This window comes from Pseudarthrobacter oxydans (genome assembly GCF_034258515.1).
Classification (GTDB): Bacteria; Actinomycetota; Actinomycetes; order Actinomycetales; family Micrococcaceae; genus Arthrobacter.
Map to the genome: position 1 here is coordinate 1,040,952 of NZ_CP139438.1, position 20,196 is coordinate 1,061,147.

Annotated in this window: 19 protein-coding genes; 14 read left to right on the forward strand and 5 right to left on the reverse strand. The window is 68.2% G+C overall.

The window, feature by feature from the left end; translation table 11 throughout:
• Positions 1-119: 119 nt before the first annotated feature.
• A complete protein-coding gene (locus tag SMD14_RS04800; RefSeq protein ID WP_321215509.1) occupies positions 120-1,820 on the forward strand; it encodes an NAD(P)H-dependent oxidoreductase subunit E in 1,701 nt (566 codons plus the stop codon).
• Positions 1,817-4,480 (forward strand): formate dehydrogenase subunit alpha, encoded by a 2,664-nt coding sequence (gene fdhF / locus SMD14_RS04805; protein ID WP_321215510.1) that lies wholly within the window; start codon positions 1,817-1,819, stop codon positions 4,478-4,480. Before SMD14_RS04800 ends, fdhF begins: the two co-directional genes overlap by 4 nt.
• 31 nt (positions 4,481-4,511) lie before the next feature.
• Here the strand turns inward: fdhF and SMD14_RS04810 are convergent, their stop codons facing one another.
• From SMD14_RS04810 to SMD14_RS04820, 3 genes are read right to left on the reverse strand one after another with little or no spacing between them, the layout of a single operon-like run.
• Positions 4,512-4,943 (reverse strand): DUF2177 family protein, encoded by a 432-nt coding sequence (locus SMD14_RS04810; RefSeq protein ID WP_321215511.1) that lies wholly within the window; start codon positions 4,941-4,943, stop codon positions 4,512-4,514.
• Positions 4,940-6,808, reverse strand: coding sequence for an AMP-dependent synthetase/ligase (locus tag SMD14_RS04815; RefSeq protein ID WP_321215512.1), 1,869 nt, complete (start codon positions 6,806-6,808; stop codon positions 4,940-4,942). The genes SMD14_RS04810 and SMD14_RS04815 overlap by 4 nt, the downstream gene beginning before the upstream one ends.
• Positions 6,805-7,266 (reverse strand): MarR family transcriptional regulator, encoded by a 462-nt coding sequence (locus SMD14_RS04820; protein ID WP_321215513.1) that lies wholly within the window; start codon positions 7,264-7,266, stop codon positions 6,805-6,807. The genes SMD14_RS04815 and SMD14_RS04820 overlap by 4 nt, the downstream gene beginning before the upstream one ends.
• A gap of 123 nt (positions 7,267-7,389) precedes the next feature.
• On the opposite strand from SMD14_RS04820, the gene SMD14_RS04825 reads away from it, so the two are divergent.
• The 6 genes from SMD14_RS04825 (at position 7,390) to SMD14_RS04850 (ending at position 12,572) form a co-directional block, all read left to right on the forward strand.
• Positions 7,390-8,256 carry a DUF1295 domain-containing protein gene (locus SMD14_RS04825; protein WP_321215514.1) on the forward strand — a complete coding sequence of 289 codons (867 nt, stop codon included), beginning with the start codon at positions 7,390-7,392 and terminating at the stop codon, positions 8,254-8,256.
• Positions 8,257-8,341: 85 nt separating this feature from the next.
• Positions 8,342-8,677 (forward strand): cupin domain-containing protein, encoded by a 336-nt coding sequence (locus SMD14_RS04830; RefSeq protein ID WP_157238926.1) that lies wholly within the window; start codon positions 8,342-8,344, stop codon positions 8,675-8,677.
• A gap of 260 nt (positions 8,678-8,937) precedes the next feature.
• On the forward strand, positions 8,938-10,332 hold the full coding sequence (locus SMD14_RS04835) for an OFA family MFS transporter (RefSeq protein WP_157238925.1): 1,395 nt from the start codon (positions 8,938-8,940) through the stop codon (positions 10,330-10,332).
• Position 10,333: 1 nt separating this feature from the next.
• Positions 10,334-10,477, forward strand: a complete 144-nt coding sequence (locus tag SMD14_RS04840) for a hypothetical protein (RefSeq protein ID WP_199775332.1) — start codon at positions 10,334-10,336, stop codon at positions 10,475-10,477.
• 184 nt (positions 10,478-10,661) lie between these two features.
• On the forward strand, positions 10,662-11,540 hold the full coding sequence (locus tag SMD14_RS04845; protein WP_321215515.1) for a DUF1524 domain-containing protein: 879 nt from the start codon (positions 10,662-10,664) through the stop codon (positions 11,538-11,540).
• Positions 11,541-11,681: 141 nt separating this feature from the next.
• On the forward strand, positions 11,682-12,572 hold the full coding sequence (locus tag SMD14_RS04850; RefSeq protein WP_321215516.1) for a diacylglycerol kinase family protein: 891 nt from the start codon (positions 11,682-11,684) through the stop codon (positions 12,570-12,572).
• 18 nt (positions 12,573-12,590) lie between these two features.
• Here SMD14_RS04850 and SMD14_RS04855 read toward each other — a convergent pair whose 3' ends face one another.
• Positions 12,591-13,058: a hypothetical protein gene (locus tag SMD14_RS04855; RefSeq protein WP_321215517.1), complete on the reverse strand. Its 468-nt coding sequence runs from the start codon at positions 13,056-13,058 to the stop codon at positions 12,591-12,593.
• 106 nt (positions 13,059-13,164) lie between these two features.
• Between SMD14_RS04855 and SMD14_RS04860 the strand changes: the two genes are divergently transcribed.
• A complete protein-coding gene (locus SMD14_RS04860; protein WP_321215518.1) occupies positions 13,165-13,431 on the forward strand; it encodes a hypothetical protein in 267 nt (88 codons plus the stop codon).
• Between the two features lie 4 nt (positions 13,432-13,435).
• On the opposite strand, the gene SMD14_RS04865 is transcribed toward SMD14_RS04860, so the two are convergent.
• Complete coding sequence (locus SMD14_RS04865) at positions 13,436-16,108, reverse strand: PEP/pyruvate-binding domain-containing protein (RefSeq protein WP_321215519.1); 2,673 nt, start codon at positions 16,106-16,108, stop codon at positions 13,436-13,438.
• 404 nt (positions 16,109-16,512) lie between these two features.
• On the opposite strand from SMD14_RS04865, the gene SMD14_RS04870 reads away from it, so the two are divergent.
• From SMD14_RS04870 to SMD14_RS04890, 5 genes are all read left to right on the forward strand, one after another.
• Entirely contained in the window at positions 16,513-17,064 is a 552-nt protein-coding gene (locus tag SMD14_RS04870; RefSeq protein ID WP_321215520.1) for a DUF1326 domain-containing protein, read from the forward strand.
• A gap of 53 nt (positions 17,065-17,117) precedes the next feature.
• Entirely contained in the window at positions 17,118-17,885 is a 768-nt protein-coding gene (locus tag SMD14_RS04875; RefSeq protein ID WP_321215521.1) for a DUF2182 domain-containing protein, read from the forward strand.
• Between the two features lie 12 nt (positions 17,886-17,897).
• Entirely contained in the window at positions 17,898-18,218 is a 321-nt protein-coding gene (locus SMD14_RS04880; RefSeq protein WP_157238918.1) for a GYD domain-containing protein, read from the forward strand.
• 201 nt (positions 18,219-18,419) lie between these two features.
• Positions 18,420-18,851 (forward strand): ester cyclase, encoded by a 432-nt coding sequence (locus SMD14_RS04885; protein ID WP_321215522.1) that lies wholly within the window; start codon positions 18,420-18,422, stop codon positions 18,849-18,851.
• Between the two features lie 108 nt (positions 18,852-18,959).
• The gene (locus SMD14_RS04890; protein ID WP_321215523.1) at positions 18,960-20,195 is read left to right on the forward strand and encodes an endonuclease/exonuclease/phosphatase family protein; all 1,236 of its coding nucleotides are present in this window, start codon (positions 18,960-18,962) and stop codon (positions 20,193-20,195) included.
• Position 20,196: the final 1 nt, after the last annotated feature.

The window sequence follows — 20,196 nt, forward strand, 5'->3', positions numbered from 1 at the left end:
GTAGCGGCGCAGGGCGTCCTGCCAGCCGGAACCATGGGGAAAGTCCCGCCAGCTGGACTCCTCCCCGAGGGACTTTCGGCCCTTTCCCCGCCCGGGCCGGAGCGGCCATGGTTGGAGACATGCAGGAGCCCAGCCCCGCGCCCCCGGGCGCAGCAATGGATGGCCGGAGGGACCGGAACAATGACGATCCGTTCCGCCGGTACGCCACCCGTTTCGGCCGGCCAGTGAATGAAGTCCCGGACGCCCTCCGGAACTCCGGCAGCACCCCCAGGGACATAGCCCGGACGCTCAACCTGCCTGCGGCAGCGGTCGAGGGGCCGGCATCCTTCTTCGCCGATTTCGCAGCTCCCCGCGGGTCCCGGCATGTGCGGGTCTGCACTGCGGCGGCCTGTTTCGCTGCCACCGGCGGCACGCACGTTTCCGAGGTGGAAGAGGCGCTCGGGGTGCAGAGCGGCACCTGCAGCGGGGATGGATCCGTCTCGCTTCAGGCAGTGCGCTGCCTGGGCTACTGCTTCTCCGGTCCCGCAGCCCTGGATGGCGTGGTCCCGCATTCGGGGCCCGGGCTGGCAGCGCAGTTGCGTGGATCGGTGCCGCCGGAGGCCCCACCCATTCCGGTGGCCAGCGATGCCCGGGTCCCTGTGGTGACCGCGGGACTGCTCGGAGCATCGCCGCCCTGGTCCGTCTGGCCGGGCGTCGCCGCCGCAGCAGCACCCGGCGATGTCCTGGCTGAGGTCGACGTCGCGCAGCTTCGGGGCCGGGGCGGAGCCGGATTCCGCGCCGCCGCGAAATGGCGGGCAGCGCTTGAGCACCCTGCGCCGCGAGTGGTGGTGGCCAACGGGGACGAGGGCGATCCGGGTTCCTACGCCGACCGCCTCCTGATGGAACAGGATCCGCACCGGGTGCTTGAGGGCCTCGCCTTGGCGTGCTTCGCCGTCGGCGCCGCCACGGGAATCGTGTTTGTCCGTTCCGAGTACCCGCACGCTGCCGCCCGGCTGCGGGAGGCAGTGGCTGAAGCGCGCAGCGCAGGACTTCTCGGCCCGGATGCGGCGGGCAGCGGGTCCAGCCTGGAGTTCCACGTGGCTGAAGGCGCCGGGTCCTACGTCTCGGGGGAGGAGACGGCGCTGCTCAACGGGCTCGAAGGCCTGCGCGGGACCGTACGTCCGCGGCCGCCGTTTCCCACCGCGCGCGGACTCGGCGGCCGTCCCACTGTGGTCAACAACGTTGAAACCTTGAGTGCGGTCCCGTGGATCGTGCAGCACGGCGGAGCCGCCTACGCTGCGCTGGGGACTGCGGATGAGTCCGGCACCGTGCTCGCTTGCCTGTCCGAGCGTTTCCTCCGGCCCGGCGCATATGAGGTGGAGATCGGCACGCCGGTGCGGCGGATCGTGGAGGTTCTCGGGGGCGGGCTCCGCGATGGCCGGATACTGCGCGCCCTGCAGATAGGGGGCCCGCTGGGAGGCTTCCTTGGCCCAGGGGATCTCGACCTGCCGCTGAGTAACGCGGCCCTGGCCACGCGCGGGGCCGCGCTGGGCCACGCGGGAATCGTCGCCTTCGATGACAGGGTCACCGGCGGGCAGGTGCTGGAGAACCTGTGGCAGTTCGCCGCGGAGGAGAGTTGCGGGCAGTGCTCGCCCTGCCGGGTGGGGGCCTGGCGCGGCCGTGCCCTCGCGGCGCTGCCGGATGGTCCTGCAGTAGAACATGAGCGCCGCGAAGTGCTGGGCACCATGGCGGCGGGCAGCCTGTGCGCCTTCGGCCGCCGCGTGCCGGCCGCGGTACGGAGCCTCGCCCGCGTCTACGGACTTGCCGGGTGGCCGGAGTGAAACTGTTCATTGATGGCACGGCCGTCGAGGTGCCGTCCGGAGCCACCCTGCTTGAGGCGGTGCGTGCGGCGGGCCTGGCCCTCCCCGCTTTGTGCCACGACGACCGGCTCAGCACGGTGGCGTCCTGCCGGACGTGCCTGGTGGACGTCAACGGCAGGGGTCTGGCCGCCGCCTGCAGCACCCCGGCCGAGGACGGCCTGCGCATTGACGTCGAGGCCTCCCGCGAAGTCCGGCGTGCTGCGCTGCAGGCTATCGTCGCCGGGTTGCCTCCCCGGGCGCTGGACATTCCAGCCGACCGCAGCGAACTGGTCCGCCAATGCGCCGAGTACGGGGTGGCTGCTCCGTCCGGAGTTGTCCTGCCGCCGGAGCGGGGCGTCGACCATTCGCACCCCTACGTCAAGCTTGACCGTGATCTCTGCATTGCCTGCGGCCGGTGCGTCCGTGCCTGTGCAGAAATCCAGGGTACGTTCGCGCTGACGCTCGTTGGCCGCGGGGCCGGAACCGTGGTGGCGCCGGGTACAGGCGGTCCCTGGGCGGAATCCGACTGCGTCTCCTGCGGGGCGTGCGTGGACACCTGCCCCACCGGAGCCCTGTCCGAACCGGGGCTGCTCAATCTGTTGCCGCTTGAGCGGCAGACCCTGACCACCTGCGGTTACTGCGGCGTGGGCTGCAGCCTGGAAGTCTCGACGCGCGGCAACACCATCATGACCGTCAAGCCCGCCGGGGACGGCTCGGTCAATCGCGGCCACGCCTGCGTCAAAGGGCGGTTTGCCCACGGCTTCCTCGGTTCCGCAGACCGGCTCACCACCCCGCTGATCCGCCGTAACGGAACGCTGACCCCGGCAACCTGGACAGAGGCAGTCGGGTTCGTGGCGGCACGCCTCGGCAGCATCCGGGACGGACAACCAGACGGGTTTGCCCTGATTTCCTCTGCCCGGGCCACCAACGAGGAGAACTACCTGGCCCAGAAATTCGCCCGGACCGTCATGGGGACCAACAACGTGGACAACTGTTCCCGGCTCTGCCATGCCCCTTCCGCGGCCGGCCTGGCCGCCACGTTCGGGCTGGGCGGCGGGACGAACCCGTTCGACGATTTGGAGCGGTGCGATGCGGTCCTCCTGGTGGGGGCGAACCCGACGGCGGCCCACCCGGTGGTGGGATCCCGCATCTTCCAGCGCGTCATGGACGGCGCCCGCCTGGTAGTGGTGGATCCGCGGCGTACCTCGCTGGCCCGGTACGCCGACGTCCACCTCAGGCCCAGGCCGGGGACCAATGTGGCCGTGTTCAACGGCCTCGCGCACGTCCTGGTCAGGGAGGGCCTGGTGGACACCGCCTTCCTGGACCTGCATACCACCGGCTACGAGGAACTGTTTGGGCTGTTGGAAGACTACCCGCCGGAGCGGGTGGCCGCGATTTCCGGTGTCCCGGCGGACGACCTCGTGCAGGCGGCCCTTTTGTACGGGCAGGCGCTGGCGCCGGCCATCTTTTACGGCCTGGGCGTGACGGAACACCTCCACGGCACGGACGGTGTCCGGACGCTGTCCAACCTTGCCCTCCTGCGGGGCGCCGTGGGCCCGGGTGCAGGAGGAGGGGTGAACCCGCTGCGCGGCCAGAACAACGTTCAGGGTGCTTCCGACATGGGCGCCCTGCCGGACCTGCTGCCGGGTTACCAGAAGGTCCTGGACCCTGCGGCCAGGGCCCGGTGCGCCGGGACCTGGCGGGTCGATGTGCCGCCCCTGCCAGGGCTTAGGATCCCGCAGATGTTCGATGCTGCCCGGGCAGGGTCGCTGCAGGCGTTGTGGGTCATAGGCGAGGACGTTCTCACCACGGACCCTGACAGCACGGCCGTGCGGGCGGCCCTGGAGGCGTGCCCGCTGGTGATCTGCAACGACCTGTTCCTCTCCGCGACGACCGCCGCAGCCGACGTCGTCTTCCCCGTGGCCGCCTGGCTGGAAAAGGACGGCACATTCGTCAACTTCGACAGGCGTTTCCAGCGGGTAAGGCAGGCAGTGGAGCCCCCGGCCGGCGTCCGCACCGACTTTGCGGTGCTGCATGCGGTTGCAGGCAGGATGGGCGCGGACCTTGGCTGCGCCACACCGGCTGAAGCCATGGCCGAATGCGCTGCCGTGGCGCCGCTGTTTGGCGGTATCTCGCACCCCCGCCTGGACCGCGAAGGGCCTCTGCACTGGCCGTGCGGGTCCGCCGACTCGGCGGGAACCCCCCGGTTGTACCAGGAGAGGTTTGCCACCCCGGACGGGCTGGCCCACCTGGCAGCGAGGAACTACCTGCCCCCGGGCGAACAATGCGACGCCGAGTTTCCGTTCCTGCTGATCACCGGGCGCAGGGGGGAGCACTATAACTCCGGAAGTATGACCCGGCGGACCGGCAACCTGCGCCTGAGCGCAGACGAGACGGTGGACATCGAGCCCGGGGATGCCGCCGCCCTGGGACTGAACGACGGCGATCCGGTCCGGCTGGGCAGCAGGCACGGGTCGGCGGTCCTTCAGGCCAGGATCACCGACGAGGTGGAACCGGGCCAGGTGTTCGCCGGCTTCCATTTTCCCGGCGCATCGGTCAATAGCCTCACCTCCAGGGTGGAGGACGAGGTGACCGGATGTCCCGAATACAAGCTGACGGCAGTCCGCCTGTCCAGGTCCTGATGACAGTGCGGACTGCCCGGCCGAACGCAGGCTAGGACGCGCGGTTCTTCGCGAGGAACCTGCGCAGGACGGTGGCCGTCAGCCAGGTGACCAGGCTGCAGGCCGCGGCGCCCCAAAGGATGTCCGTTACGGCGACGATTGCGGTGAAGTCCTTGAGCACGGCAAACGCCGTCAGTGCCCAGGTGGCGTAGGTGAAGAAGCCGAACAGCGCCGCGCCCGTGACCCGCTGCCGCATCGTTGCGTGCGCGTCGTTGGGGCGGACGCCGTAGTGCACCATCCCTGCGACAAAAATGAGGTAAAAGGCCACGGCTCCGGCAGCGTTGGGCCTGGGGGCAATCAGGTGGCCGATCTGGCTTTGGTAGAGGTTGCTCGCCACGAAGCTGATCCAGACGAGGTCCAGCACAGCGAAGATCACGGCGGTGACCGCGTAGGACAGCAGCCATCTCTTGGTCCGGGTGTTCATGCTTGGCTCCTTGACTCGGCGTAGAGGTTCTCCACGATGTGGCGGGCGCGTTCGGTGAACGCGGTGCGTTTGAGTTTCATGGTGGACGTGACCATTCCGTTGGCCTCGCTGAGGTCGGCCAGGAGCAGCACGAACTTGCGCACCTGCTCGGAGCGGGCCAGCTTTGCGTTGGCGGCACTGACCGCCTTGCCGATGGTGCTGAGGAGGCGCGCGTCCTCTATCTGGACGGCGCCTCCGTCGTCCGGGATCCGCAGCCCGGCGAGATCGTTGATGCCCTCGCGCTCGGCCCACGCCGTGACCGACTCGGGGTCCAGCAGCACCAGGCCGCCCAGGTACGGTTTGCCCTCGCCCACCATGACGGCGTGGGCCACCAGCGGATCGCCCTCCACGTAGCCTTCCCAGATGGCGGGGGTGATGGTCTTCCCGCCGGCGGTGACAATCACGTCCTTGATCCTGCCCTTGAGGGTCAGCCGTCCCAGCTCATCGAGTTCGCCGAGGTCTCCTGTGTGGAAGTACCCCTCCGTGAACACGCCCTGGTTGTCCGCCGGCCTGCGGTAGCCGGCGAACACGCCCACGCCGCGGGCCAGTACCTCGCCGCGGTCCGAGATGCGCACGGTGGTTCCCGGCATCGGGACGCCCACCGTGCCGGCGCCGATGGCGTCCGGCATATTCCCGGTCAGCGGCGCGGTGGTCTCCGTGAGGCCGTAGCCCTCGATGACGGGCAGGCCAAGGCCACGGAAGAACAGGGACAGCTCGGCGTCCAGTGCGGCGGCGCCGGACAGCAGGTAGTCCAAACGGCCACCCATCAAAGCGCGGAGCCGGGCGTAGAACGCGCGGTCGAACACTGCGTGCCGCGCACGCAGGCCGAACGGGGCGCGCAAGGACGGGTCGGCGTCGTGCGCTTCAGCGAACCGGCCCCACTCCACAGCGGTCTGCTGCGCCGCAGCCCATACCAGCCCAAGGCGTTTCCGGGCCGCTGCGCCGGCAGCGGACGCCAGGATTTTCTGCAGCACCCGGGGGACCACCACCAGGAAGGTGGGCTTCAGGACCCCGAGGGCGGGCACCACGTCCTTGGGATCGGACAGGTGGGCGATGCGCATGCCGTTGGCCAGGCAGATCAGCTGCAGGCCGCGGGCCAGCACGTGGGCCATGGGCAGGAAGATGACGGTGTTGCCGCCTTCGCGGACCACGCCCGTATAGGCGGCGCCCACGTTGAGCACCTGGCCCACGAAATTGCCGTGGGTGATCAGGGCGCCCTTGGGCGCGGCGGTGGTGCCGGAGGTGTAGACGATGGTGGCCACGGCGTTCAGGTCCGGCAGCAGGCGCCGCTCCTCAACGGTGCTGTCCGGGATGGCGGCGCCGCGCAGTTTCAGCTCGGCAAGGTCCGCGCCGGGACGTGCGTCCATGGTCCAGACGCCCAGGTTTGTCCGCCCGGCCTGTTCAAAGCCCTGTTCCAACAGGAGGGCGTGCCCGGCGGTGCCGGCGACGGCCAGGCGCACGGCGGCGTCGTCGAGGACCGCGGCCACCTGGGGCAGGGCGGAGGTTTCATAGACGGGGACCACGACGGCGGCGGCGAACCACGCTGCCATGTCCGCCACTGCCCATTCATACCGGGTGGGCGACATGATGGCGAGGGACTCGCCGGGCTGCAGGCCGGCGGCGATGAGGCCCTTGGCCAGGGCGCGCACCTCCTCGACGAACTGCCGCGTGGTCACCTGGCGCCACGGATCCGTGATGGCGCCCTCCGGGGCCCGCACCTCGAAGGCAACATGGTCCGGGGACGTCCTGAACCGCTGCATCAGCAGTTCCGTGGCGTTCCGGTGGCTGGACGGTTCAACCAGCAGCGGGGTGGAGAACTCTCTCAAGCGGTGTCCTTTGTCGAAAGGGTATTCAGGTGGTTCTGCATGAGGTGCCGGGCGGTGTGGAGGAACCCGGCCACGGCGTCCTGCTGGGCGGCAGGCAGGGATTCGAGGTGCCGGTTGGTGGCATCCATGAGGGGCCGCATCAGGTTCATGATGTCCCGGGAGGCGGCGGCGGTGGCACTGACGTGGACATGGCGGCGGTCCCCTTCGCCGCGGAGGCGTTCCGCGTAGCCGCGGCTTTGCAGCCGGCTGACGATCGCGGTGGTGGTGGCGGCCGTGGCGCCCAGCTTCAGAGCGAGGTTTCCCACCGTCATGGGTCCGGACTGGGACAGTGTGGAGAGGGCGCGGTAGTCGGTGAGGTTGAGCCCCAACCTGTCCGCCACTTCGCGTTCAGTCTCGTTGGCCAGCGCCAGAACAGCGTGGAGGGCGACGGCGGCCGGATGGTACGACGGTGTGCTCATGGTTCCTCCCATCTTCGCTAGTCTATATAGTAATTAGATAACCTTGTAATCAAATCAGTTTGAAGAAGCGGAGTGCGCCGGGACCGCGTGGCTGCCGTCCCGGCTTGGGAAAGGAATGCCCTGATGAAGGATTCGGACCGTAAGGCGCTCATCATTTTTGTGGTCGCGGTGCTGGTGGGGGCGCTTGTCGCCTTCGCTGGCAGCCAGGGTGGTGCCACCGTGGGCGGGTTCCCCCTCTTTGCGCTGGGGGTGGCGGCGGCGTTCCTTATCCAGTGGCTGGCCTTTATCCCGGCGTTCAAGGCGCAGACCGAGAAGTACTACGACCTCACCGGCGCCCTGACCTACATCTCCATCACCCTGCTCCTGGTTGTGCTGACCCCGGGTGTGGACGCGCGGGGGCTGCTGCTGGCGGCCATGGTGGTGGCGTGGGCCGTAAGGCTGGGGAGCTTCCTGTTCCGCCGCGTCAGCAAGCACGGCAAGGATGACCGGTTCGATGAGATCAAGCCATCGTTCATCCGGTTCCTGAACACCTGGACAGTGCAGGGGCTGTGGGTGGTCCTCACCGCGGCTGCTGCCTGGATTGCCATTACATCCGTTGCCCGGGTGGCGCTCGACGGGTGGGCGCTGGCGGGCTTCCTGGTGTGGGCTGGTGGCTTCGGCATCGAGGCTGTGGCGGACAACCAGAAGGGCCGGTTCAAGGCTGATCCGGCCAATAAGGGCCGCTTCATCTCCACCGGACTGTGGTCCAAGTCCCGGCACCCCAACTACTTCGGCGAGATTGTGCTCTGGACCGGCGTGCTCCTGATCGCCGTTCCGGTACTGCAGGGCTGGCAATGGCTGGCCCTGCTGTCTCCGCTCTTCGTGGCGCTGCTCCTGATCAAGGGCAGCGGCATCCCGCTGCTGGAGAAGAAGGCCGACCGGAAATGGGGCGGCGAGCCCGAGTACGAGGCCTACAAGAAAAACACCCCGGTCCTCATCCCGAAGCTGTAGGGCAAGTTGGCGGACGAGCTTCCTCAGGCGGAGCTCGGGACGCTGGCCTCTGGCACTGCCTCTCCGTGGTGGGTACGGTGTCCGCATGCAGAAGATATCGATTGATGCCCTGGCCCGCCAGCAGCTCGAAGCAGCGGTGGCGGCTCCCAGCGGGCGGGCGGCGGACACGGCGTTCGGCGGACATGAGAAAAAGCTGCGCCAGACGGTCATGGCCTTCCGTGCCGGCACGCAGCTGAGCGAGCACCAGAATCCCGGCGAGGCCACGGTCTACGTGATCAGGGGATCGGTCTGGCTGAAGTCCGGTGGTGAAGCCTGGCAGGGCAAGGCCGGGGATCTCCTGATTGTCCCGAATGGGCTGCACAGCCTTGAGGCCGAGGAGGACTCGGCGGTGCTGTTCACGGTGGTCAAAACGGACCGGTAGGGGCGGGGCGGCGGCTTCGGTGAAGCTGCTGCCGCCCGGAACCCGCCTCCCGCTGTCCCGGCGCAACCGGCGGGCACAAAGCCGGCCGCCGCTCACCGCGGATTTGCCGCCGCTCGGCGCAAGAATCATACGTTTGCTGACGATTTGCCTCATGATTGCCGGAGGCCACAGCGCTATAAGAGGGACTTTCGCCTCTGGAGGGGTATGCGCTGCGGCAGCGAACAGACATCGACGTCGTCGAACAAGCAAAGGGAATATCTATGGGCTGGCTGGACCGAGAACGAACTGTTGCCCCGCCGGGATTCAACCGCTGGCTGGTGCCCCCCGCCGCGCTCGCGGTCCACCTCTGCATCGGGCAGGCCTACGCCACGAGCGTGTACAAGACCGCCCTGGTCAAGCACTTCGGCGCCAGCCTGACCGAGATCGGCGTGATCTTCTCCATCGCCATCGTGATGCTGGGCCTCTCGGCCGCGATCATGGGCACGTGGGTGGACAAGAACGGCCCGCGCAAGGCGATGTTCACCTCGGCCATGTTCTGGGCCGGCGGCTTCCTGATCGGCTCGCTCGGCATCTTCACCCACCAGCTGTGGCTCGTGTACCTCGGTTACGGCTTCATCGGCGGCATCGGCCTGGGCATCGGCTACATCTCGCCCGTGTCCACCCTGATCAAGTGGTTCCCGGACCGGCCCGGCCTCGCCACCGGCATGGCCATCATGGGCTTCGGCGGCGGCGCGCTGATCGCCAGTCCCGTCTCCACGGCGCTGCTCAAGATGTACGATCCCAACTCCGGCGCCAAGGACTGGGTGGCCAGCGGCGATGCCGTGGGCAAGCTGTTCCTGACCCTCGCCGTCGTCTACCTTGCGTACATGCTCTTCGGCGCTTTCACCATCAAGGTCCCCGCCGACGGATGGAAGCCGGCAGGGTTCGACCCCGCCAAGGTCAAGGCCGCCAAGCTGGTCACCACGGAGAACGTCTCGGCGAAGAATGCCGTGAAGACGCGCCAGTTCTGGCTGCTGTGGATCGCGCTGTTCTGCAACGTCACCGCGGGCATCGGCATCCTGGAGCAGGCCGCGCCCATGATCCAGGACTTCTTCCGCCAGTCCGACGGCGTGTCCCTGGTGAGTGCCGCCGTCGCCGCCGGCTTTGTGGGGCTCCTGTCCATCGGCAACATGGCGGGGCGTTTCGCCTGGTCCGCCACCTCCGACGTCACCGGCCGCAAGCGCATCTATATGGTGTACCTCGGCGTCGGCGCCGTCCTGTACACGGTGCTGGCGCTGGCCGGGTCCAGCACCACGTTCCTCTACGTGGCGCTCGCCTTCGTCATCATTTCGTTCTACGGCGGCGGCTTCGCCACCGTTCCGGCCTACCTGCGGGACCTCTTCGGGACGTTCCAGGTGGGGGCCATCCACGGCCGGCTGCTGACCGCCTGGTCCGCCGCCGGAGTGGCCGGGCCGCTGATCGTCAACGCGTTCCTGGATGCCCAGGGCAAGCCCGGCCAGTTGGACGCCGCGTCCTACCAGCCGGCGCTGCTGACCATGGTGGCGCTGCTGGTGGTCGGCTTCCTGGCCAACCTGATGGTCAAGCCGGTGGACGCACGATTCCACGAACCCCGCCCCGACCGCGGACGGGCACACGAACCTGCCATGGAGGCCTGAGATGAGCACTGCACACACCCCCGGCGCGCAGGCGCCCGCCAAAGTATCGGTCGGCAAACTCGCCATCGCCTGGGCACTGGTGGGCGTCCCGCTGGCCTACGGGATCTACCAGACCCTGACCCGGGTGGCTGCGCTGTTCGGGTGAGGAATGACGCCAGCCCCGCGCCGGCCGCGGCGCAGGGTTGGCGCAGGAGTCCTTAAGAATTTCCCCAGTTCCACCAAAACGCACCTTTCCGGTTCACAGCGGGCCATAGGCTCTTCCTCGGCGCAAAACACGGCCATGATGCCTGTGCGCCGGAACCTGTCGTGCACACAACCTGGGGAACCGCATGTCCATCACCACGTCCTTGCCTGAAACCATGCCTGCGTCCGGCACCCGCGCGGCGGCCGCCGTCGTACTTGCCGCCGTCCTTGCCCTGCTCACCGGGGGTGCCCCGGCAGCTGCCGACACCCTGGACAGCACCGCAACGCAGGCGGCCGGGCCGTCGGCCGCCGTTGAGGCAGCGGACCTGCTGGCCACCCTCCCCGTGAAGGGCCGCGCGCCCAAGACCGGATACGAGCGGGCACTGTTTGGCCCGACGTGGGCGGACGTGGACCAGAACGGCTGCGATACCCGGAACGACATCCTGCGGCGGGACCTGACCGAGGTCACCTACACCACCAGCGTCCCCTGCACGGTCAAGACCGGCATCCTGGCGGACCCGTACACGGGCACAACCATCAGCTTCGTCCGCGGCACCACCACCAGCAGTGCCGTGCAGATCGACCACGTGGTGGCGCTCAGCGACGCCTGGCAGAAGGGCGCGCAGCAGCTGACCACGGAGCAGCGGACGGCGTTCGCCAACGATCCGCTGAACCTGCAGGCAACGGACGGCCCCACCAACCAGCAAAAGGGCGACGGCGACGCCGCCACCTGGCTGCCCGCGAACAAGGGCTTCCGGTGCGAGTACGTCGCCCGGCAGGTCTCGGTCAAGGCACGGTACAGCCTGTGGGTGACGCAGGCCGAGCACGACGCGATCGCGGGCATCCTTGCCGGGTGCCCCGGGCAGGTGGCGCCCGCCGCCGTCGAACCCGCCGCTCCTGCCGCGGTCTATTACGCCAACTGCGCCGAGGTGGTGGCTGCCGGAGCGGCCCCTCTGTACGCCGGTTCGCCAGGCTACAGGTCCGGGCTCGACGGGGATTCCGACGGGGTGGCCTGCGAGGGGTAGCTGTTGCCCGGGCCAGTCCGGGGGCTGTCCGGCAGGGCCCCGCGGACGACGGCGGCACGGTCAACTTCAGGACGGGGGTATCCACGGATAGGCTGGAGCTGACCGCACCAAGGCAACAAAGGGCACCGGAGGATGGGCACGATGGCTGACGACCGGGCACCGGCCTTTGACCGGGTCGTCCTCATTTTCAATCCGACGAGGGCCGGGATGGCCGCGCGGATCGATTCACTGCAGGAGGAGCTTGCCACGAACCTTCCGGGCCTGCAGGTGGTCCTGCTGCCCACGGAGTTCGCGGGGCACGCCCGGGACCTGGCACGGTCAGCGGCCGGAAGCGGAGAACCGCTCATCGTCTCGGTCAGCGGCGACGGCGGTTATAACGAGGTGGTCAACGGGGTGATGGACGTGCCCGCCAGCAAGGCGGTGTGCACTGTGCTCCCGGCAGGCAACGCCAACGATCACCACAGGAGCATGCAGGTCCGGCCGCTCACCGAGGCCATCCGTGAGGGCAGCGTCCGCCGCATCGACCTGTTGCGCGTGACCTTCCGGGGGATGCACCGGGAGCAGGTCCGGTACGCGCACTCCTATGTGGGGTTCGGGCTCACGCCGCTGATGGCCATCGGGATCGAAAAGGGTGGAAAAGGGAAAGTCCTGGAACTCATCTCCGTTGCCCGGACGCTTTCGGGCCTGAGACCGTTTGAGCTGGTGCGGGCCGACGGCGCCACCGCGAAGTTCGACAGCCTGATCCTGGCCAACGTCTCGCGCATGGCCAAATATGGAACGGTCAGCGAGTCGCACTCTCCGGACGATGGCCGGTTCGAGGTGGTGACGCTGCCCCATGCCGGGCTTATGAGGATGGCGCTCATGACCCTTCGGGCCGTCACGCTGGGGCTTGGGCACCAGCCCAGCGTCAGCAGTTACGCCTTCACGACGCGGGACGCCGTACCCTGCCAGATTGACGGCGAAGTGGTCTATGTCCAGGCGGGGACCCATGTCCTGGTGGAAAGCGCCAAGGGCGCCCTATCCACCATCTGACGGATCAGGGCGGTTGCCCTAAGCGTGTGCTGGACCGCCGAAGGACGGACGCCGGCCGGACCGGTAGGCAGAGTCGATGACGGGGCCGAGCTCGTCGAGCACGGTCTTGTTTCCCGGCAGAACCACGTGGGCCAGGAATTCGGATTCAAGGGTGGCAATGCCTGCCGCCGCCGCCGCGAGTTTGGCGTCGATGGCCAGTGCCAGGGCATGCCAGGACTTGCGGTTGGCGCGTTCGAGGACCTTTGCGTTCGCCTCGTGAAGCGGGCCGTCGGCGATGTCCCCGCGGATAACCAGGGGGCCTTCGGACTGCAACAGCGGCAGGACAATCCGGAATTGCCGCCCGCCGCCCTTGAAGGCAATGGCACTATGGTTCCCACGTTGGGTGAAAAGAACGTCCGTTGCCCCGTAGTCTCCGAGCGCCCGCCTGATGTGTTTCCGGGAAGCCTCGCTGGTGAAGGAATCGCCCCGGGTGTAAGGACCTGTCATTCTTCAACTATGCGCCTCCCAGCCACTCTTTACTGCATGGCCGGTACCTGCGCGGAGTGAATCTGCGCCAGACTGGAAGCTGCACCCACCACGAAAGCGGATTCCCTTGATTACTCTCCAGCAGGACGCAGACGGCTTCATCCGGATGAACCGGCACTACCCCAACAGCGTCCGCATCAGGATCGCCTTCACCGACGGCAGCACCGGTGAGTTCTCAGGGCAGACCCTCAACAATGCCTACGACGCAGCCCTCGCGGAATTCCGCGCGAAGAACGGCCTCGACGCGCGGGGGTTCTCCAGGACGTCCGCCAGCCGGCAGAACTCCGGCAACAAAGTCGATTTTGTTCCCGTGCATCCCGGCATGGGGGAGTAACCGCTCAGCTTCGGGGAACCCCCGGACCGGCATGGTCCTCGATCGTGACCGTCCCCGCGTCCCCGTCCACGCTGACCCGCGGGCCGCCGGCAAGCCGCTGCGTGGCAACCCCGGTGCCGAGCACGGCCGGGATGCCGTACTCGCGGGCCACGATGGAGCTGTGGCTGAGCGGGCCGCCGACGTCCGTCACCACACCTGAGGCCATCGCGAACAGCGGCGTCCACGCGGGTGTGGTGATGCGGGCCACCAGCACCTCGCCGGGCTGCATGAGGGCGAAATCCTGCGGACCCCTCAGCACGCGGGCCGGCGCGGTGACCCGGCCGGAGCTCGCCCCGGCACCCTTGATCACATCACCGGGCTGGTGCTGGGAGCCTGCCGGCATCATGGAACCGAAGGCTTTGTCCATCCACCGGCGCTCCGGCAGCATCTGCGGCGCGGCAGCCTTCACCTGGCCCCGCCACAGCATCCTGCGCTCCTCCACGGCAGCGGCGCGCACGGGCCGCCCGGCCCCGGCGATTGCAGCGCCCCCGCGGGCTTCCGGTTCGGCGAGGCCGAACTCGACGGCGCTCCGCAGTTCCTGGAACCGCAGCCAGAACACGTCGTCCGGCGCGGCGATGACGCCCGATTCCACCAGCCGCCGGCCCAGTTCCAGCAGCATCCGCCGCAGCAGCGGCCAGGCGAGTCCGACGTCGGCCAGCGCGTCCTCACGGATGGGCGCGGTCTCCTGCGCCCACCCCAGCAGCCGGCGGAACACGGCCCGGCGGCGCGGTCCCAGCCTGCCTTCCATCTGCTTGGTCAGTTCCTCCCGGCGCTCGGTCAGCAGCTGCTGCCGCTCGTGCGGGTCGGTGCCTTGCCCGCGCAGGTAGAACTTCACGGTCTCCAGCTGGGCGGAGGGATCGTCGGCCGGCACCGGGGTGGCGAAATCCAGGTTGTAGACGGCGTGGCCAAACCGGTCCAGGTGCTCCCTGAACGTGAACCGCCATTCCTGCCACAGGACGTCGTCCACACCCTCGGGCGCGGAGCCGGTGCGCTGGCACTCGGCGAGCACCGCCGTCGGCCGTTCCAGCAGGGCCGCCGCCAGTCCGGGATCGCTGCGGGCCCAGCCGGCCAGGTCGTACAGGGACTTTTCCGCCCGGATGGGCTCGCTGTCGAAGCCCAGGAGGAAGGTCTGGGCCGGCGGATCGCCGTCGCGCCGGAGGACCTTGTCGTAGAAGGCCCGGAAGGAGATTTCGCTCATGGTGGCGAGCGGAATGATGGACTGCACGGCCGTGTAGTACACGGTTCCGGCGTCCAGGAGGGCCTGCGCCCCCGCCAGCAGTTCCTCCCCGGGGAGGTCGGCCGGCGGCGTCACGGACCAGTCCTTGATCACCCGTTCGTAGCGCGGATGCGAGTATTCGCGCCAGCCCGCAATGCCCATGTGCCCTTTGCCGCGGGCCAGCGCGCCCAGTGCCGTGAACAGCCTGCCCGTCAGGCGCCACATGCCGGAGGTGCGGTAGTAGTAATAGGCGTAGCCGTTGATGGTGGGCAGGTGAATGTCGCCCTCGCGGAGGACGTCCTTGCCGGTCGCTTCCGCCATGAGGGCCCGCAGCGAGCGCGATACCGAGCCGTCAATCAGGTCGGCAAAGAGCGGGGAGAGCGGGTCGGGGAGCTGTTCCACGATGCTCGCGCGGAAGTAGAGGCCCTTCGGATACGGCAGCGGCCAGGTCTCCGGGGTTTCCGCGGCGGGTTCGGGCAGGGCCGTGATGGGGCGGGACTGCAGCAGGTAGAACCGGCCGCCGGCCCGCGCCCACTCGATGTCCTGCGGCACCCCGAAATGTTCCGCGATCCGCTGTCCGTAGCGGGCCAGTTCGGCCGCCTCCTGGTCGTCCAGGACGGGCGCACGACGGCGGGCTGCCGCCACCGGTTCCTCCCGGGTTCCGTCCTCCACGGAGACGGTCATGATTTCTTTGTCCGCCGTCTGCCGCGACACCACCGCGCCCGTCCCGGCGTCCACCACGAGGTCGTCCGTGGTGACCGTCCCGCTGACCACGGCCTCGCCCAGCCCCCACGCGGCGCTGATCACCGCCTGGTCGCGCCGCCCGTTTGCGGGGTTGGCGGTGAACATCACCCCCGCGGCCTCGGCCTCCACCATCTGCTGGACCACGACGGCGAGGCGCACCTGGTCGGCCCGCACGCCTTCGCGGGCGCGGTAGGCCATGGCGCGCGCCGTCCAGAGGGAGGCCCAGCAGTTGATGACGGCCTCCGTCAGTGCCGCCGCGCCGCGGACGTTCAGGTAGCTTTCCTGCTGCCCGGCGAAACTGGCCGATTCGAGGTCCTCGGCGGTGGCGGAGGACCGCACCGACACTGCGGTGTCCCCGCCGCCCAGGCGCTCGTAGGCGGCGCCGAGCCTGGCCGCGATCCCGGCCGGCATGGTGCCGTTCCGGAACAGGCCGCGGATCCGCTCCGAGGCGGTTTCGTAGTCCTGCGGCGAAGCCTGCGGTGGCAGGGCGGCCAGGTCCTGGATGGCCGCGCCGAGGGTGTTCGCCGTGACGAACTCCGAGTACGCGGCGGTGGTCAGGACAAACCCCGGCGGGACCGGCAACCCGGCCTGGATGAGGCCGCCGAGCCCCACGGCCTTGCCGCCGGCCACGGCAACATCGCCGCGCCCCACGTCGCCCAGATCGCTGATGTACGTCATGGCTGCGCCTCCTTGCCGGGTGAGCCGTGGTCGTGCAACGGACATTCCTGGAGGTGCCCGGAGCCCCGGCCCGGTAAAGGCTCGACGCAGGACCCGCGGGCGTTTTGCCCCCATGCCTTCCTGATCCAGCGTGGGCCGAGCCGCCGGACATCGCTAGGGCCGAACGGCCTTGGCCCGCCGCTCCAAGGGCTCCTGACATTGGGTATTTCGGCATATTGACTGCCCGCAGCCGGAGGAATAGCGTCTGCGTTAACGGGGTCATTCACCCCGTTTCCACGGAACGAGGCGCCGGTCCGGGCCACCTCTGCACGGCGCTGGCGCCAGGTGAGGAGGATGCTGTGTCTTGGGAAATGTCTGGAACATACGCTGGAAACTGCACGTGCCAGCTGGTGTGTCCATGCCCCGTGGACGGCGTGCCCACCGGGCCCGGGGGCGAGTGCCGCAACCTGAATGTCTTCCATATCGCAACGGGGAGCCACGACGCCACGGACCTTTCCGGCGTCGACTTCGCCTTCGTGGCCTTGTTCCCCACGAATCTGACAGGGGGCGGCTGGAAGGTGGGTGCCGTCGTCGACCAGTCCGCATCCGACGACCAGGTGAGCGCCCTGGAAACCATCCTTCGCGGCCAGGCCGGGGGACCCTTCGGCGACTTTGCCGGCCTGTACGGCGAGTGGCTGGGACTGGAACGCGCCACAGTCACGTTCACGGACGGTGAGCGGCCCTCCGGTTCAGTCTCGGACAAGGCTCAGTTCACGTTCGAGCCGCTGCCCGGACCCGACGGCGGCGCGACCACAATGAAGAACGCGATGTACGGCTTTGCGCCTGAGTTCCGGATCGGAAAGGGGCCCGGGCACGTGGACCTTTTCGGTATCGACTTCGACGGCGTCTACGGCGAAACGTCCGACTTCACGTTCGCCAGTGAGATGGCGGAGGGTGCCCCCAAGGGCCGGGTCTGAACGGCCGGCCGGTGGAACGCAGGAAGCTGTTCAGGAGCGTAACCGGTCAGACGGTGGCGAAAGCCTCCCGTGTCGATCCGCGGGAGGCAGTCCTCGTGGCTGTCCTGCTGGTCCTCGCCGCTGCCAGCTGGATATTGGCGTCCACGCAGCTGACCGGGATGGACATGGGTATCTGGACGGCCCCGGGGCCGGTGGGCTTCTTCACCGTGACGTGGGTGGTGATGCTCGCAGCCATGATGTTCCCGTCCGTGGCACCGATGGTGGTGGCATACCACCGGATCCAGCGGCACCGACGGCAGGGCGGACAGTACGCTCCGGCAGGGTCCACTGCCGCCTTCGTGGCCGGGTACCTCGCATCATGGACGGCCTTTGGCCTGGTGGCGTATGGGCTCTATGCGTGGGCGGCCGCGGCGGTGCCAGGGGTTTTCGCTGCTGACCAGGGCGGGCGCTACATTGCGGCCGGAGTCATCATGATGGCGGCGGTTTATCAGTTCACCCCGGCAAAAAACGTCAGCCTGATGAAATGCCGGTCCCCGATGGACTTTATCCTGCACCGGATGCGGCCGGGCTACGCGGGTGCCGTCCGGATGGGCGTGGAGCACGGCGCCTGGTGTGTGGCCTGCTGCTGGGCGCTGATGACGGCGCTGTTCGCGCTTGGCGCGATGAGCGTCGGATGGATGGCCCTGATCGGGGCCTTCATCGCGGGGGAGAAGATGCTGCCGTGGAAGCGGCTGGCCAACTGGTCCGTTGCGGTGGCGCTGGCTGCCATTGCACTCGGTGTGGCACTTGCTCCCTCGGCGACAACCGGGATGGGAATGTAGAAGGGAAAAGCGATGCCGAAGTATCTGTTTGAAGCAACGTACATGGGCGAGGGAATCAAGGGGCTCATGAAGGAAGGGGGCACCAAGCGGCGTGAGGCCCTGGCCGAGGCCCTCAAGTCCATAGGCGGTTCGCTGGAGAGCTTCTACTACGCGTTTGGCTACTACGACGTCCTTGGCGTTTTCGAGGCGCCGGACGACGCCAGTGCCGCAGCACTGTCACTGATCGTCAATTCCACAGGGAGCGTCAACGTCCGCCTGAAGCCGCTCCTCACCGTGGAAGACATCGACGAGGCAGCCAAGAAGACCCCGTCGTACCGGGCCCCGGGACAGTAGGGGAGGCCGGCACTTTGGCCTGCGGCCGCCGTCGTCCATTTACGACGGCGGCGCCGGGCCTTGGCGCGGCCACTTGGGTTTGGGCTGTCCCCACCTGCCTGGCGGGCAGGCCCCTGGATCGGCCTGGCAGCAGGCCATTGAATATGCCTTTCACCGGACCAGCATGAGGCTCGTCCGGGCATTTCAAGGAGGAGATACGAAATGTCACGCACTGAAGTAGAGCAAATTGACGACCGCGGAATGGCGGCCTGGGACCAGCATGACACGGCGGCCTTCGCCGGCCTGCTGGCCGATGATTTCACCTTTTCGGATGTTATGGTCCCCGAGCCTTTCCGCACGCGGGATGAGGTCCAGACCTACATGGACTCATGGTTCACGGCGTTTCCGGACATGCGCATCAAGACCACCAGGAGGGTGGTCAGCGACGACGAGGTCGCGGGAGAAGTGGAGTTCACCGGCACAAACACCGGTCCGCTTCGCATGGGAGGCCAGGAGATTCCGGCCACGGGCAAATCGGTGGTTGGAACCGGCGCGTATTTCGCGTCGGTCAGGGACGGAAAAATCGTCTCGTTCCGGGCCCATCCGGACGTTGCATCATTGATGGGGCAGTTGGGGTTGATGCCCGGGATGTGACGCTGGATTATTGTCCGTTCGCCCGGCGTACTCCCCGTGGTCATGTTGGCGGCATAGGTTGAACGCACCACCGTTGTTCGTACCGCCTCATCGCTGCCAAGGAGTCCCGTGTCCACTAGACGCCCCCTCACCGCTGCCGTCATCGCTGCCGTCGTCGGTAGTCTCGCCGTTGGTACCGCCGGGACTCCGGCCGCCGCCGAGCCCTCAAAGGACCATGCGGAGGACCTGCGGGTGGCCACCTACAACCTGTCGCTGAACCGGGCAAGCGCCGGCGAACTCGAGGCCGACCTGAGCACTCCGGACGACCCGCAGGCACGCACCGTCGCCGAGGTCATCCAGCGTGCGAACCCGGATGTCATCCTGCTGAACGAGTTCGACTACGTGCCCAACATGCGGGCCGCCGATCTGTTCCGCGACAACTACCTGGCGGCAGGCCAGGGCGGGGCTGATCCCGTGGACTACCCCTACGCCTACGTGGCGCCGTCGAACACCGGGATCCCGAGCGGGTTCGACCTCAACAACAACGGCAGGGTCGGCGGCGGTGACGACGCCTTCGGCTTCGGCGCATTCGAGGGCCAGTACGGCATGGCCATCCTGTCGAAGTACCCCATCGACACGAAAAACGTGAGGACGTTCCAGAACTTCCTCTGGAAGGACATGCCGGGTGCGCTCCTGCCGGACAACCCGGCGACACCCGAACCTGCCGACTGGTATTCGCCGGAGGAACTCGAGGTGGTGCGCCTGTCGAGCAAGTCGCACTGGGACGTTCCGGTGAAGGTGGGCGGCGAAACGGTGCACGTGCTTGCCTCGCACCCCACTCCGCCAACCTTTGACGGCCCCGAGGACCGGAACGGCCGCCGCAACCACGACGAGATCCGGTTCTGGGCTGACTACGTCACTCCGGGCAAGTCGGCATACATCGTGGATGATGAGGGCGGGAAGCGGGGGCTCCTGCCGAGCGAACCGTTCGTCATCGTCGGCGACCAGAACGCCGACCCGCTCGACGGCGATTCCGTGGATGGCGCGGTCAACCAGCTCCTTGATTCCAAGCAGATCGTGGACCCGCTGCCGGCCTCCGATGGCGCCGTGGAGGCCGCGGCCCTGCAGGGCGGAGCCAATGCCGCCCACAAGGGTGACCCCCGCTACGACACCGCCGACTTCGCCGACACCGCCCCGGGAAACTTGCGGGCTGACTACGTGCTGCCCTCACGCAGGATCCGGGTCCTCGATTCCGGCGTGTTCTGGCCCACCCAGGCCGACTCCCTGTCACGGCTGACCGGCGCCTATCCGTTCCCGGGCAGCGACCACCGCCTCGTATGGATGGACATGCAGGTGCGCGGCTGAG